We start from the raw sequence: 15,505 nt of genomic DNA, 5'->3' as shown, positions 1-15,505 counted from the left end.
ATTACAAGCCATCAGTATCTACCATAAAAAGAAAAAACGAGATGTTACTCTCGTTTTTTCATCCTACTTTCATTTCATTTTTTTTAAACATCTCAGTAGCAATGTATTGTACTAAGTCAACTACTCGAGTTGAATACCCCCACTCATTATCGTACCAAGCTAACACTTTTATTTTCCGATCACCCATCACCATCGTTGACAATCCATCTATAATAGCCGAATTTGAATTTGTATTAAAATCGATTGACACTAAAGGCTCTAATGTAAAGTCAAGAATGCCTTTTAACGCTCCCTGTGAAGCTTTTAAGAATACTTCATTGACCTCATCGATTGTGACATCTTTTTTAACGTCTACCACTAAATCAACTAGTGATACATTGGGTGTTGGTACACGTAATGCCATTCCATGTAACTTACCCTTTAAATGAGGCAATACTAAAGCTAAAGCTTTAGCTGCTCCTGTTGTAGTTGGAATAATTGATTGTCCACATGCGCGTGCACGCCTTAAATCTTTATGTGGATTATCAATATTTTTTTGATCATTTGTGTAAGCATGAACAGTTGTCATTAATCCATTTTCAATTTCAAATGCTTCATCTAATACTTTTACCACTGGAGCTAGACAGTTAGTCGTACAAGATGCATTCGAAATAATTTGATGTTCACATACGTTAAAGTTTTGTTCATTTACTCCCATGACAATCGTAATATCTTCTTCTTTTCCTGGAGCTGTTAGAACAACCTTTTTAGCGCCAGCTTCTAAATGTAGCTTCGCCTTGTCACGAGAATTAAACTTACCAGTTGCCTCAATGACGATATCAATGTTTAACTCTTTCCAAGGTAAAAACAACGGATCTCTTGAATCGATTAACCGTACTTTCTTCCCGTTTACAATAAGCTCATTATCTCCTGTAATAACTTCCCCTTCAAATTTACCGTGAATTGAATCATATTTAATAAGGTGTGCTAGCGTCTCTGCAGGATAGCTTGCATTAATCGCTACAACCTCTAAATTATTTTGTTGGATGGCATTACGAAATACCATTCTTCCTATTCTCCCAAAACCATTAATCGCGATCTTCGCTCTCATGGTCATTCCCCTCTCTATATATATGTGTTATACTTATTGTTGTTTTACGATAATAAGTATAACACATATAATCGAAAAAGGAATGATGAAAACGCTTATTTTTCTAATTTTATCTATTTTTTTAGTGCCAATGAAATTAAAATGAAAAATTCGCCTACATAAAGATGTACAACGAAAACCCCTTACCTATTTATTCAGTGATTTCACTGAATACTTAGTAGGCAAGGGGTTTTATAAATTGTCGCACATAAAATCACTTATTATTTATTCCAATAAGCGAGTGCGCTAAGTAATTGAGCTTTCGTCTCTTCTATTGATCCATTGTTGTTAATGACAGCGTCTGCTAAAGCCACTTTTTGAACAAGTGGTAGTTGCGATTGAATACGTGATTTTGCTTCTTCCTCTGTCAATTGATTTCGTTTTAGCAATCGCTCTAATTGAACATCCTCATCTACATAAACAACTAATACCTTATCAACTAAATGTGTTAAATCACTTTCAAATAGTAAAGGAATATCGAGTACGACTATTTCGTTTCCTTCATGTAGTAGCTGTTCTTTCTTACGTAGCATCATTTCTCTTACAGCTGGATGAACAATCTTGTTTAATTTTTCACGCTCTTCTTTATTCGGAAAAATAATGGAGCCTAATGTAGCACGATCAATTGAACCATTTTCTTGAAGAATTCGCTCTCCAAATGTTTTTACAATTTTATGATAAGCATCTGTGCCGACCTCTACTACTTCTTTTGCAATTTTATCTGCATCAATAACTGGAATTTCTAGCTGCTCCATCATGAAAGCAACCGTACTTTTCCCACTAGCAATTCCTCCTGTTAGACCAATTACAACCGCCATGTCGGCTCTCCTTCCATCAAAACATCTTTATAACTTCCAAATGCCTAATACAATAAGTAAAATACCAGGTAAAAAAGAAAAGGCCTTCATCCACTTCAATGCTGAAAATACTTTTCCAAATCGAATACCTGCATATAGAAAAATAGAACTCATTAACGCAACGGCAATCGCTAAATAAAAAGGCGAGTATCCTAATAGAGCTGCTCCAATTCCTGCTCCAAATGCATCAAGAGAGAGGGCAACGCCTAATACAAATGCTTCAATACCAGTAATTGACCCTGATTGATCAAAATCAGCTACCGTTGGCTTTTTCAAAATATTAATGACAACTCCAAATGACTGAATCTCTAATTTGAATAAAACTTTCTCTTCGTTACTATTTTTTAGTGAATCGGATGAACGAAAAAATTGATATAAAATCCATCCCCCTAATAAAACGAGGATATATCCTCCCATTTTCTCCATAATTTGAGGTGAAAAAAAGGCAGCTATTATCTTTCCTAAAAACATAGACGTCATTAAAGAGATTGCCGAGCAACCCGCAATAATGACAATCGATTTTAAAGGGATAACCATTTTGCGAAGCCCATATGTTAAGCCTACACTAAAGCTATCAAGACTAACTGCAAATGCTAATACAAGTAAGGAAAGTGTGACAGTCATTTTACGGCTCCTTCCATCTATTTCTAAAATAGTATATGGAAAGAGCCTATCCAGTGTGTTATACACCTAAAGATGCATACTCAATCACTTTAACCTCATGGACGTGGCTGACAGCTTGGACATGTATGCGTTCCACGTCCTCCTACCACGCTTTTTTCAATCAGTGTTCCACAACGTTTGCATGCTTCTCCTTTTTTACCATATACAAATAGACGAAGTTGAAACATGCCAATTTGCCCTTGTGTATTGACATAAGAACGAACCGTGCTTCCTCCTTGCTCTACGGCCTCTTGTAGTGTCGCCACCACTTCTTTATGTACACGCTCAATTTCTTCTTTCGTTAATGTAGCTGCTATCCGCTCAGGATGAATTCCCGCTCGAAATAACGCTTCGTCTACATAAATGTTACCAAGACCAACAACAATATTTTGATCTAATAAGACGGGCTTAATTTTACGGTTGGTTTTTCTCAGCTTACTTTCTAAAAGTTCAGGAGTGAAGTCATTAGAAAAAGGCTCAGGTCCTAAAGAAACAAGAGGAGCATGTAACTCCTCCTCACCCTTTTTAAATAAATGCATCGTTCCAAATTTACGAACATCTCTGTAACGTAACTCTGTTCCATCTGCAAACTCAAAAAAAACGTGTGTATGCTTATCATACTCTTCTACTTTATCGTACAGCCCATATTTACCTTCCATCCTCAAATGAGAAACAAGTACATAATCGTCTAATATAAATTTTAAAAACTTTCCTCTACGTGATACATCTTGTATGGTTTGACCTTTTAATGCATCTGCAAATTGATGTACATCGTCTGGTTGCTTAATCATTTTTGGCCAATACACTTTCACATGTTGGATTTGCTTCCCTTTTACGAGCTCAATAAGGGTACGTCTAACCGTCTCGACCTCAGGTAATTCCGGCATCTTGTCTCACTTCCTTTATTACTTTGCATCAAACCATGTATCTCCGTACGAGTAATCTACCTTCAGAGGAACTTTAAGCTCTAGCGCCTGTTCCATTACCTCAGGCACTAATTTTTTTAATGTTTCAATTTCCTCTTTCGGTGCCTCAAAGATTAATTCATCGTGAACTTGCAATAATAATTTTGACTGTAGTCCTTCTTCTTTTAAACGTTCAGCCATATGAATCATTGCTTTTTTAATAATGTCAGCCGCTGTTCCTTGAATCGGTGTATTCATCGCTGTTCGTTCTGCAAAACTTCGCAAGTTAAAATTACGACTCGTAATTTCTGGTAAGTACCTTCTTCTTTGTAAAAGCGTTGTGACATACCCTTTTTCTTTTGCATCTCGAATAATGTCATCCATGTATTCTTTTACACCTGGAAAGCTTTCTAAGTAACGCTCAATAAATTTTCCTGCTTCTTTTCGGGTAATGCCTAAACTTTGAGATAAACCATAATCACTGATTCCATACACAATCCCAAAGTTTACAGCCTTTGCTTGACGACGCATATTCGATGTCACTTCATCTTGCTCAACATGAAAAACATCCATGGCTGTTTTCGTATGAATATCTAAATCATTTTGAAATGCCTCGATTAGCTTTTCATCATTTGCAATATGTGCAAGAACACGTAATTCAATTTGTGAATAATCAGCTGCAAAAATAACCCAATCTTGTTGAGAAGGAACAAATGCTTGACGAATTTTCTTTCCTTCCTCTAAGCGAATAGGAATGTTTTGGAGATTTGGATCTGTAGAGCTTAACCGCCCGGTTTGCGTTAATGTTTGCGTAAAACGTGTGTGTACTTTATTGGTTTCTTCATACACAACCTTTTTAAGACCTTCAATATAAGTAGACTGCAGCTTCCCGAGCTGACGATAGTGCAAAATTTCTGAGATAATCTCATGCTTATCTGCCAATTGCTCTAATACGTCTGCGGATGTAGAATAGCCTGTTTTCGTCTTCTTAATCACAGGTAAATTTAGCGTTTCAAACAACACAACTCCTAATTGTTTTGGTGAATTGATATTAAATGATTCACCAGCTAATCTATAAATGTTTTTCTCAATTTCATCTAATCGTTCACCAATCTCTGTACCCATTGTGTTTAAACGATTCATATCGATTTTGACACCTTGATGTTCCATGTCACCTAACACAAGGGACAAAGGCATTTCAAGATCTTCAAAGAGCTTATATTGCTCGTTTGCTTTTAATTCATCTGTTAGCTGATTTTCTAGGTGATAAGCAGCAAGTGCTTTTCGAACAACATGCTCTGCTAAAATGTCTTGTTCTGGTACTTTTCGCTTTGCTCCCTTACCATATACAGCTTCATCTGACTGAACTTGTGAGTAGCCTTTTTGCTTTGCAATTGTAGCTAAATCATCATTTGAATCAGAAGGATTAATAATATAAGAAGCAATCATCACATCATGATAAACCCCTTTTAAATTAATTCCTTTCCACTTTAAAGAAACGGCTGACTTCTTAGCGTTAAACACCACTTTTTTCATTTGTTCATCACTTATCCATGATAAAAACACTTCTGATTCTAGTGCCGTATCAGCTGGAATAAAGTAATTTCCTGTCTCATTAGCGATACCAAAGCCAATAATATCAGCGTGGTGGTAATTTTCATCAAAAAGTTCAACGATCAAAGCTGAATGCGTTGTTAACATCTCTTCCCTGACAGATGTGATAATCTCATAATTCATATCTTCAAATTCTTCATGGATTTCTTCAGCCTCATATCCTAGCTTATCAAGAAGAGAGTTAAATCCTAATTCTTTAAAGAGAGCTGCTAGCTTTTCATTATCGTGTCCTTCATAGCTTACATCTTCTACTTTTACTTCAATTGGTGCCTCTCGAAAAATTGTCGCTAGCTTTTTACTCATTATCGCTAACTCTTTATGTTCCTCAAGTTTTTCTTTTAATTTCTTACCACTCACTTGATCAATGGATTCTAGTAATTGCTCTACCGTATGATGCTCTTTTAAAAGCTTTAATGCCGTTTTTTCTCCAACCCCTGGTACACCTGGGATATTATCTGAGCTATCCCCCATTAATCCTTTCATATCGACAATTTGTTCTGGTGTAATGCCATATTTTTCGTCGATAAAAGCAGGTGTATAGGAATCTACTTCCGTAATCCCTTTTCTTGTAATATCAACAGTCACTCGATCTGAAACGAGCTGAAGCAAATCTTTGTCTCCTGAAATAACTTTCACGTCAAGTCCTTCTTGCTCCGCTTGTGCAGATAGAGTGCCAATAATATCATCCGCTTCGTAGTTCGCTAGTTCATAGCGCTTAATATTGTAGGCGTCTAAAAGCTCGCGAATAAACGGAAATTGCTCCGAAAGTTCAGGTGGCGTTTTCTGCCTTCCACCTTTATACTCTTTAAATGTTTCATGACGGAATGTTGTTTTCCCTGCATCAAAAGCAACTAACAGGTGAGAGGGCTTTTCCTCTTCTACTATACGCATTAACATCATCGTAAAACCGTAAACAGCATTGGTATGTATTCCTTTATCATTGTTCAACAATGGTAACGCAAAAAAAGCACGATAAGCGATACTATTTCCATCAATTAACACTAATTTCTTTGTCATTTATAATCCTCCGCTTCCTTCTCAACCTCTATTTAGTCTTGCCTTTATTCTAGCAAAAGTTAGAGCAGAAGAAAAAGCTAAGCCTCATGGCTTAGCTTCTTTTTTAATCAGTATAACCCATTAAGATACGTGCATACGGTGAATCTGCTGGTAAAACAATGACACTCTTATCATCAATGGTTTTAATATAAGATCGTAATGTTCGATGTAGTTCATAGAACTCTGCATCTTGTGAATATGATCCATTGTAAATTTTACCTGCCTCTGTCTCCCCTTGACCTCGGATCGTTTCAGCTTTCGCTTGCGCTTTTGATAGCATTTCTTTTACTTCACGATCTGTTTCAGCGACAATGCGATTTTTATTGGCATCACCCATCGATAGATATTCCTGCGCCTTTGTCTCACGCTCTGAAATCATACGAGTATATACAGATTGTTCGTTCTCTTGTGGTAAGTCTGTACGCTTCATTCTAACATCTGTTACAACAATACCATAATTACTGTCGCTCAAAAGCTTATTTACTTGCTCAGTCACTTGATCATTCAAACTTCCACGTCCTGAATTTTCATCATTAATAATTTCATCATAATTTAAGCGACCAAGTTCCGAACGAACAACAGAAAAAACAAACTCACCCATTTTTGTTTCTGCATTCACAACGGAACGAGCGTTAGCAATTAACTTCTTTGGATCTTCAATACGCCATACTGTGTAGTTATCAATAATCATCCGCTTTTTATCTTTTGTATTAATCTCGGCTTCTTCTACATCATATGTCATTTGATATTTTGGAAGTGACGTGACTGATTGGATAAACGGGATTTTGATATTCAAACCTGGCTCAGACACAATGCGAACAACTTCACCAAATTGCCTTACTACCTTATATTCATTTTCTTTTACTACAAATAAATTGCTAAGCAAAAACAGAAGAAGTGCTAGGATGAGAACAATCGTTATACCACCTTTTGTATATTTCTTCCAAGCTAATTTGTCTTTCTTTTGTTCATTTAGGTTGATGATATTTTGATCATCCATTCTTATCACTTCCTTCTCCTTGAGCTGGTGGTGCTTGCTGCTCCATCGGTTTTAGTGGAAGGTACTTTAATGTATTTCCTTCATCTTTCATAATATAAATTTCTGCATTAGGCAACACTTTGTCAATTGTCTCTAATATTAATCTCGTTTTTGTAATTTCTGGTGCATTTTTATATTCATTATAAATAGCATTAAATACGGCAACATCTCCACGAGCAGTTTCTATACGAGAAGCTTTGTCACCCTCCGCATTGGAAATAAGCGCATCTCTTTCTCCCTCTGCTTCTTTTGTTCGCTTATTACGGTATTTATTCGCTTCATTTATCTTCGTATTCATCGTTTCACGAGCATCCGTTACATCTGTAAAAGCTTTACGTACTTCTGCATTTGGCAACTCTACATCTTGTAGCTTTACATTGACAACTGAAATACCAACATCGTATTTCCCCATCAAATTCGATAATAATTCACGCACATCTGCCTCAATTTCTGCTTTTCCTGATGTGAGTGCATCATCAATTTTGGAGCTTCCAATAATACTGCGAAGAGAAGCACTCGTTGCATTATATAAAACCTCTTCAGGATTTTCTGCATTATAAAGATATTTTTCTGGATTTGTAATTTTCCATTGTACAACCATATCTGCTAAGACAATGTTTTCGTCACCAGTAATCATTTTTGTATCTTTAGGAACCTCTTTAATCTCTCCGTCTTTTTCTTTATAACCAAATTGCAAGCTAAACGTTTCCTTTGAAAGTTTTTCTACAGTTTGAATTGGCCATGGGAGTTTAAAGTGAAGGCCGGGCTCTGAAATTCCCTCATTTACTGCTCCAAACGTTGCAATGACAGCTTGTTCCGATTCATCTACTGTATACCAACTTGTAAAGGCAACAACTCCGAGTATGATTAAGCCGACTCCCATCGCTACAAACTTACTAATTTGTTTCACACTAACCATGCGTACCACCCTCTCTCTTTTTCTATATCCACACTACTTCTGAGCTTTTATGATGCAATTCTGCTATCAGCTCTTAATTCCCCCTAAAATAGTTGGCTAGCTTTTTTCTACGCCTATATATACGCTTCAAAAAGAGAGAAGTTTCAAAAAATTTAAAATTCAGTTAGGTATTTAAAGCCTTATACAAAAAGAAGAGGCGGAAGCAAATACGCTTCCGCCTTTCTACATTGGCTCCTTGGATGAAGGGGTTTCCAAAGATTATTCTAGCAACATTTTATTAATCTGACATAAATACAATGTAAAGCAAACGTAAATTTCGTCCAATTTTGTCCAATTTCTTTTAAATATGTAACTCTTTTCTTAATTGAACAGAGAATGTTGTACCTTCTCCAACTGTACTGGTCACTTCAATCTGCCCTTTATGTGCTTCAATTAAATGTTTCACAATTGCAAGTCCTAATCCAGTCCCTCCAGAGTTACGACTGCGAGCTTTATCTACTCGATAGAAGCGTTCAAAAATACGAGGAATTTCATCTTTACTAATGCCAATACCTGTATCTGAAATATTAATTGTTACATATTCTTGCGTTTCAATTAATTCTGCTTCAACACGACCACCTTGAGGGGTGTATGTAACAGCATTGCTAATAAGATTAATAAACACTTGTTTCAAACGCTGTGGATCACCTTGAATCCAAACTTCATCTTCAGGTAGATTTGTTTGTAATTGAATGGTCTTTTCCTCAGCTTTATTCGATAAAATCATGACAATTTCTTCTAACATCACTTTAACGTTTACAGCTTGAATGTTTAACTTAAAGCCTTGTTGCTCGACTTTTGATAAATCTAACAAATCTTGAATTAATTCTTGCATACGTTGACTTTCTTTTAGAATAATATCCAAGAACTGCTCACGTAATTGTGTATCTTCCATCGCTCCTTCAAGCAATGTTTCACTAAACCCTTTAATAGAAGTAATAGGTGTTTTAAGCTCATGAGAAACATTTGCTACAAAGTCTTTGCGCATTTGCTCAAGCTTCTTTAATTCTGTAATATCATGGAAAACAAGCACAATTCCTTTCCACTCATCATTTAAGCCAATAATCGGAGCCCCATATACATCAAAATGTCTTCGCTCAATCTTAATCGGAAGTACTACTTGCTTTCTTACTTTAATTTCAGTCATAAAGATTTCTTCAACAATTCCAACTACTTCTTTATGTTGAAAAGCTTGATAATACAAGCGATACATATAATCAGCAGGATCTATCTGAAACTGTTCTTTATAGGCTCTATTTACAAGATTGATGTAGCCACGGCTATCAATTAAAATCATTCCACTTCCCATATTCTCAATGAGTGTACGAAGCCGGTCTTGCTGCATTTCTTGTGCACTAATTAATTCTTGTAAATTTCGAGCTAATATGTTAATTGCTTGACTAAGCATTCCTGTCTCATCAACATAATCTTCGTATGTACGTGCTTTATAATTTCCTTTAGCAAGCTCCATTGCTACTTTCGTTGCCGATTCAATTGGACGGGTATATTGATTCATGATTCGTACACCTAGAAGTAAAATAACAATTAACGCCATCCCTAAGCTACCAATTAACAATCCCCATATCTGTTGGTTAATTCTATTTAATGAATCAACTGATGTGCTTAATATAACAAATCCCACTTGCTGTTTATCCGTTCTAAGAGGAACACCATAATAATATAGATCATATTCCTCGTCTACTTTGTAGAAGCTTTTTGTACTATTTAAATGATTTCGGATAATTTCTTGGATGACAACGCTTTTCTCCACACTAAATTTATCACCACGTTGATTTGCATCAAAAAGTACGTTTCCTTCTTTATGAATAATAGTAGTACGAACATTTAAAACATCACTCATTTGGTCAATCTTTGATTGTAAAAACGGATTGGTTAAGCCCTCTTCTCTCACAAATAACTCGACTAACCTTGCTTCTTTTTCCATGCGTTCATGAAAGGTTTGTAAGTAAAAGCTTTTAAACAGTTGGCCTAACACTAATCCTAACCCTACTAACACGACAATGATCAAGGTTAAAAGAGCAAATAAAAGGCGTGAACGAAATTTATTCATCCAGTTTTGGCTCCTCTAACTTATAGCCAAGTCCTCTAATTGTTTTAATATAAAGCGGTTTTCTTGTATTCTTTTCAATTTTTTCACGGAGATGACTAATATGAACATCAACGATTCGCGTATCACCGGCAAAGTCATAATTCCATACTGCACTTAGTAACTGATCACGTGTTAATACACGCCCCTTATGCTTGGCCAAATATAACAAGAGCTCAAATTCTTTTGGCGTTAACTCTAAGCGCTCGTCATTAAAATAAGCCTCATAATGTTCAGGAAGAATTTTTAATCCAGCAATAAAAATGCGTTCTCCTTCATCTTCATCCATTGTTTCTTGATTCGTTACTTGAGCACGACGTAAAATAGCTTTTACTCTCGCTACAACTTCTCGAGGGCTAAATGGCTTAGTCATGTAATCATCTGCACCTAACTCTAACCCCAATACTTTGTCAAACTCATCATCTTTTGCTGTAAGCATCAAAATTGGGATCATCACTTTTTGTTGACGCAATTTTTTACACACTTCAATTCCGTCCATTTTAGGAAGCATTAAATCTAAAACCATTAAGTCAGGGTTTTCTTCAAGCGCTTTATTATATCCTTCTTCTCCGTCTGCCGCAGTCACCACTGTAAACCCTGCTTGCTGTAAGTTATATTGTAACAATGTAGAAATCGATTGTTCATCGTCAACAACTAATAGTTTCTTACTCATATTAATAACGTCTGCCTCCATATTATAAAAGATTTAAAAACCGCACTTTCATCCAATATTATTTAGTATGTCACCATTATCATACAACGATTTATACAAGTTCTCAAAGAAAATTCTTTACACATGTAAAAAAGAAGAACAATAGGACGAAAAGAATTTGGCTTTCTTTTTCCCCATTGTTCTTCTTTTTATTTATCACTAAATTTTAAAGAGAAAGGATATTGTGACTCAAAAGATTACTTTGATTTCGTTTCTTCTTGTTTGATTTTAAAAATTTTCAAATTCATGTTCTTCAATCGAAGGGACTTTATATGGAGGGCAAACAACAAATTGAGCTTTCACTACTTGATGTTCTTCTTCATCTTTTGCTTGAACATCAATTGTAATCACATGCTCCTCATGATTTACATCTATTACTTTAAACAAAAATTCAACCGTGCCGTAATGATAAACCCTTTTAGGAAATTCGATTGTTTGTTTTAAAATATGGCATCCAGGACCTGGTAAATATTTAGAGATAGCTGCTGTCATCATACCTGTAATCATAATTGCTGGAACGATTGGTCTTTTTAATGGTGTCTGAGAAGCATAGTCATGTTGAATATAAAGAGGGTTTGCATCATTGGTTAAACCTAGATAGAGAAGTAAATCTTTGTCTTCTATTCGTTCTGTTAATGTTAACTTTTCTCCAATGGTAATCTCATCAATACTTCTTCCTAACTTTCGTTTCTTAAAAAGCATAATAAACACCCCTTAATGTAAGCGTTTTCTATCTATGTAAGAAAAAATTCGGAGCGTCCTCCGAATTTTCCCTTCTTATTATGCTAGAACACTCATTACACTTTTGACAGATTCAGCTGATTTGTCTAGCCCTGCTTTTTCATCTTCCGTTAATTCTAACTCAATGATCTGCTCGATGCCACCTGCGCCTAAAATAGTGGGTACACCTAAATAAATACCGTTGTACCCGTATTCACCTTCTAAGTAAGCAATAGAAGGTAACACGCGACGTTGATCTTTTAAGATCGCTTCCGTCATTTCTACTATAGAAGCAGCTGGTGCATAATAAGCACTACCATTTCCTAATAAGTTTACAATCTCTCCCCCACCTTTACGTGTACGCTCAACGATTGCATCTATGCGATCCTTCGGCAATAACGTCTCAAGAGGGATTCCACCAGCATAAGAATAACGTACTAGAGGTACCATGTCATCTCCATGTCCACCTAATACAAAGCCTGTTACATCTTTTACTGATAAATTAAGTTCTTGAGCCACAAAGGTGCGGAAACGAGCTGTATCTAACACACCTGATTGACCAATCACACGGTTTTTAGGGAACCCTGATTCCTTAAATACGGTATATGTCATGGCATCAACTGGGTTTGTCAATACGATAATATAACATTCAGGAGAATACTTTACAATCTCTTTGGTAACAGATTTCATAATTTTTTGGTTCGTTGTAACAAGATCGTCACGACTCATACCTGGCTTACGAGCAATTCCAGCTGTGATAACTACAATATCAGAGTTCGCTGTGTCTTCATAGTTAGATGTACCTGTAATAGTTGCATCGAATCCTTGAACTGGGCTAGCTTCTAACATATCAAGCGCCTTACCCTTTGTAGGATTTTCAAGCTGTGGAATATCAACTAACACAACATCTGCTAATTCTTTTTGAGCTAGTAGAAATGCTGTTGTTGCACCAGTAAAGCCAGCACCAATAACCGAAACCTTTTTACGCTTTAATGTCATGATAAATCCTCCCTATTCTTAATCTATAAAGCAACCTTTATAGATGGACTCTTACCAATTGATAGATGTAGCTCGTTGAAACGAGCTACATCTACTTAGAATATTGAGTATCGTAATTAGACTGTTACTTGCTTTTCCATGTTTTTAATTAAGGCATCTGCAAACTCAGAACATTTTACTTCTGTTGCACCATCCATTAAACGTGCAAAATCATATGTGACAACTTTTGATGCAATTGTTTTTTCCATAGAATTCATGATTAAGCTTGCCGCCTCTACCCAACCAAGATGTTCTAGCATTAATACACCTGATAATAGAACAGATGATGGATTTACTTTATCTAATCCAGCATACTTAGGCGCTGTACCGTGCGTTGCTTCGAAAATAGCATGGCCAGTTTCATAGTTGATGTTTGCACCAGGTGCAATTCCAATACCACCAACTTGAGCTGCTAATGCGTCTGAAATATAGTCACCGTTTAAGTTCATTGTTGCGACTACATCAAACTCACGTGGACGTGTAAGAATTTGTTGTAAGAAGATATCAGCAATTGAATCTTTTACAATGATCTTACCAGCTGCTTCTGCATCCGCTTGCGCTTTGTTTGCCGCTCCTGTTCCTTCTTTTTCTACAATACGATCGTATTCTGCCCAAGTGAATACTTTATCGCCAAACTCTTGTTCAGCAAGTTCATAACCCCAGTTTTTGAAGGCACCTTCTGTGAACTTCATGATGTTTCCTTTATGAACAAGCGTTACTGATTTACGGCCATGCTCAATCGCATAGTTGATTGCTCCTCTTACTAGACGCTTTGTCCCTTCCTCGGAAACAGGCTTAATACCGATACCAGATGTTTCTGGGAAACGGATTTTTCCAACGCCCATCTCTGTTTGTAAGAAGTGAATTAATTTCTCTACTTCTGCTGAACCTTTTGCATACTCGATACCAGCATAAATATCTTCTGTATTTTCACGGAAAATAACCATATCAGTATCTTCTGGTCGTTTAACTGGTGAAGGTACACCTTGGAAATAACGAACTGGACGTAAGCAAGTAAATAGGTCTAGCTCTTGGCGTAATGCAACGTTTAAAGAACGAATCCCTCCACCCACTGGTGTTGTTAATGGACCTTTAATCGCAATTATGTATTCACGAATTGCATCTAATGTTTCTTCAGGTAACCATTCACCTGTCTCATTGAATGCTTTTTCACCTGCTAATACTTCTTTCCATACAATTTGCTTTTGACTGTCATATGCTTTTTCAACTGCTGCTTCTAAAACACGAGATGCAGCTGCCCAAATATCAGGACCTGTTCCATCGCCTTCGATAAATGGAATGATTGGATTATTTGGTACATTTAATACGCCATCTGTTACAGTAATTTTTTGTCCTTGTGTCACAATAAATTCCTCCCTAGAAGCTTGTCAATTTCAAGTATGTGAATGATTTCTAACATGTGAAGAGAAAGACACTCACCTAATTATGATAAAAAGTGCTCAACGGTTTGTGAGATAGGTTGAGCACTTTTTCATACTTTGTTGTTTCTTACATGCGCTGCTCAATTGGAATATACGCTTGTTTTCCTGGCCCTGTATAATCTGCTCTTGGACGAATTAAACGGTTATTTGAGTATTGCTCTAACACATGAGCAATCCATCCTGATACACGGCTAACAGCAAAAATTGGTGTAAATAAGTCGTGATCGATTCCTAAGCTGTGATAAACAGATGCTGAATAGAAATCTACATTTGGTGGAAGTTGTTTTTCAGTAGTTACTACCTCTTCTACCTTTAATGACATTTCATACCATTTTGTCTCACCTGTCAACTTTGTCAGCTTTTCAGACATCTTTTTCAAATGTTTTGCACGTGGATCACCTTGTCGATATACACGGTGTCCAAAGCCCATAATTTTTTCTTTACTATTCAGCTTGTTACGCACGTATACTTCAGCGTTTTCTACCTCTTCGATTTCTGTAAGCATCTTCATAACAGCTTCATTTGCTCCTCCATGTAGAGGGCCTTTTAACGCACCGATTGCAGCCGTAATGCCAGAATACATATCTGATAATGTGGCTACACAAACACGGGCTGTAAATGTTGATGCATTAAGCTCATGATCAGCATGTAAGACAAGTGCCTTGTCGAACGCTTCAACTGCTACTTCACTTGGCTCTTCTCCCGTCAACATATACAAGAAGTTTGCTGCTACCCCGTAACCTTTACGTGGCTCGATTGGCTCTAAGCCTTTACGGATACGAGAAAAAGCTGTCACAATTGTAGGTAACTGTGCTTGTAAACGTACTGCCTTTAAATAATTAGCATCTTCATCCATTTCATCTGCTACTGGATCATATAACCCTAATAGTGACACCGCTGTTCTTAATGCTGCCATCGGATGAACATTCTTAATTGGATATGTTTGAAAATGTTCTACAACCTCGTTTGGTAAGCTTGCATTTTCAGATAATAGTTGTGTAAAAGCTGCTAATTCCTGCTTGTTTGGTAGTTTACCATGCCAGAGTAAATAAATAACTTCTTCAAATGTAGCATAATCTGCTAAATCATCAATATTGTACCCACGATATGTTAATGTGTCATCAATGATGGAACTTACAGCAGACGTTGTTGCTACTACCCCTTCTAAACCTCGAGTCGTTGTCATAAACTTCTCTCCTTTACAGAAAAAATTCCCCATAACCCTGTTAACTAAACTTACGGTAACGACAATTGAGCGTTTGCTC

13 protein-coding genes are annotated in these 15,505 nt (G+C 36.5%); all 13 read right to left on the bottom strand.

Going from position 1 to position 15,505, the window contains the following annotated elements; translation table 11 throughout:
- Positions 1–58: 58 nt before the first annotated feature.
- Positions 59–1,090 carry a glyceraldehyde-3-phosphate dehydrogenase gene (locus JOC83_RS00365; RefSeq protein ID WP_205182450.1) on the bottom strand — a complete coding sequence of 344 codons (1,032 nt, stop codon included), beginning with the start codon at positions 1,088–1,090 and terminating at the stop codon, positions 59–61.
- A gap of 260 nt (positions 1,091–1,350) precedes the next feature.
- A complete protein-coding gene (coaE, locus tag JOC83_RS00360; protein ID WP_205182449.1) occupies positions 1,351–1,947 on the bottom strand; it encodes a dephospho-CoA kinase in 597 nt (198 codons plus the stop codon).
- A 27-nt stretch (positions 1,948–1,974) separates the two neighbouring features.
- Positions 1,975–2,610, bottom strand: a complete 636-nt coding sequence (gene ytaF, locus JOC83_RS00355) for a sporulation membrane protein YtaF (protein WP_205182448.1) — start codon at positions 2,608–2,610, stop codon at positions 1,975–1,977.
- 95 nt (positions 2,611–2,705) lie between these two features.
- Complete coding sequence (mutM, locus tag JOC83_RS00350) at positions 2,706–3,536, bottom strand: DNA-formamidopyrimidine glycosylase (protein ID WP_205182447.1); 831 nt, start codon at positions 3,534–3,536, stop codon at positions 2,706–2,708.
- 18 nt (positions 3,537–3,554) lie between these two features.
- The gene (polA, locus tag JOC83_RS00345; protein WP_205182446.1) at positions 3,555–6,185 is read right to left on the bottom strand and encodes a DNA polymerase I; all 2,631 of its coding nucleotides are present in this window, start codon (positions 6,183–6,185) and stop codon (positions 3,555–3,557) included.
- A 103-nt stretch (positions 6,186–6,288) separates the two neighbouring features.
- A complete protein-coding gene (hflC, locus tag JOC83_RS00340; protein WP_205182445.1) occupies positions 6,289–7,224 on the bottom strand; it encodes a protease modulator HflC in 936 nt (311 codons plus the stop codon).
- Positions 7,217–8,182 (bottom strand): FtsH protease activity modulator HflK, encoded by a 966-nt coding sequence (gene hflK, locus JOC83_RS00335; protein WP_205182443.1) that lies wholly within the window; start codon positions 8,180–8,182, stop codon positions 7,217–7,219. The genes hflC and hflK overlap by 8 nt, the downstream gene beginning before the upstream one ends.
- A gap of 340 nt (positions 8,183–8,522) precedes the next feature.
- Positions 8,523–10,292 carry a two-component system histidine kinase PnpS gene (gene pnpS, locus JOC83_RS00330; protein WP_205182441.1) on the bottom strand — a complete coding sequence of 590 codons (1,770 nt, stop codon included), beginning with the start codon at positions 10,290–10,292 and terminating at the stop codon, positions 8,523–8,525.
- Positions 10,285–11,001: a response regulator transcription factor gene (locus tag JOC83_RS00325; RefSeq protein WP_205182439.1), complete on the bottom strand. Its 717-nt coding sequence runs from the start codon at positions 10,999–11,001 to the stop codon at positions 10,285–10,287. Before JOC83_RS00325 ends, pnpS begins: the two co-directional genes overlap by 8 nt.
- Before the next feature lie 267 nt (positions 11,002–11,268).
- Positions 11,269–11,745 carry a MaoC/PaaZ C-terminal domain-containing protein gene (locus tag JOC83_RS00320; protein ID WP_205184688.1) on the bottom strand — a complete coding sequence of 159 codons (477 nt, stop codon included), beginning with the start codon at positions 11,743–11,745 and terminating at the stop codon, positions 11,269–11,271.
- Positions 11,746–11,820: 75 nt separating this feature from the next.
- The gene (gene mdh, locus JOC83_RS00315) at positions 11,821–12,759 is read right to left on the bottom strand and encodes a malate dehydrogenase (protein WP_205182437.1); all 939 of its coding nucleotides are present in this window, start codon (positions 12,757–12,759) and stop codon (positions 11,821–11,823) included.
- 116 nt (positions 12,760–12,875) lie between these two features.
- Positions 12,876–14,162: an NADP-dependent isocitrate dehydrogenase gene (gene icd / locus JOC83_RS00310; RefSeq protein WP_205182435.1), complete on the bottom strand. Its 1,287-nt coding sequence runs from the start codon at positions 14,160–14,162 to the stop codon at positions 12,876–12,878.
- A gap of 145 nt (positions 14,163–14,307) precedes the next feature.
- Entirely contained in the window at positions 14,308–15,426 is a 1,119-nt protein-coding gene (gene citZ, locus JOC83_RS00305) for a citrate synthase (RefSeq protein ID WP_205182433.1), read from the bottom strand.
- Positions 15,427–15,505: the final 79 nt, after the last annotated feature.

The sequence above is a fragment of the Priestia iocasae genome (assembly GCF_016909075.1).
Taxonomy (GTDB): Bacteria; Bacillota; Bacilli; order Bacillales; family Bacillaceae_H; genus Priestia; species Priestia iocasae.
The sequence above is the reverse complement of the archived record's forward strand: the minus strand, read 5'-3'. Positions and strand labels throughout refer to the sequence as shown.

Coding starts and splice junctions, on each gene's coding strand:
- JOC83_RS00365 (WP_205182450.1), bottom strand. CDS start 1,090: ATGAGAGCGAAGATCGCGATTAATGGTTTTGGGAGAATAGGAAGAATG.
- coaE (WP_205182449.1), bottom strand. CDS start 1,947: ATGGCGGTTGTAATTGGTCTAACAGGAGGAATTGCTAGTGGGAAAAGT.
- ytaF (WP_205182448.1), bottom strand. CDS start 2,610: ATGACTGTCACACTTTCCTTACTTGTATTAGCATTTGCAGTTAGTCTT.
- mutM (WP_205182447.1), bottom strand. CDS start 3,536: ATGCCGGAATTACCTGAGGTCGAGACGGTTAGACGTACCCTTATTGAG.
- polA (WP_205182446.1), bottom strand. CDS start 6,185: ATGACAAAGAAATTAGTGTTAATTGATGGAAATAGTATCGCTTATCGT.
- hflC (WP_205182445.1), bottom strand. CDS start 7,224: ATGGATGATCAAAATATCATCAACCTAAATGAACAAAAGAAAGACAAA.
- hflK (WP_205182443.1), bottom strand. CDS start 8,182: ATGGTTAGTGTGAAACAAATTAGTAAGTTTGTAGCGATGGGAGTCGGC.
- pnpS (WP_205182441.1), bottom strand. CDS start 10,292: ATGAATAAATTTCGTTCACGCCTTTTATTTGCTCTTTTAACCTTGATC.
- JOC83_RS00325 (WP_205182439.1), bottom strand. CDS start 11,001: ATGAGTAAGAAACTATTAGTTGTTGACGATGAACAATCGATTTCTACA.
- mdh (WP_205182437.1), bottom strand. CDS start 12,759: ATGACATTAAAGCGTAAAAAGGTTTCGGTTATTGGTGCTGGCTTTACT.
- citZ (WP_205182433.1), bottom strand. CDS start 15,426: ATGACAACGACTCGAGGTTTAGAAGGGGTAGTAGCAACAACGTCTGCT.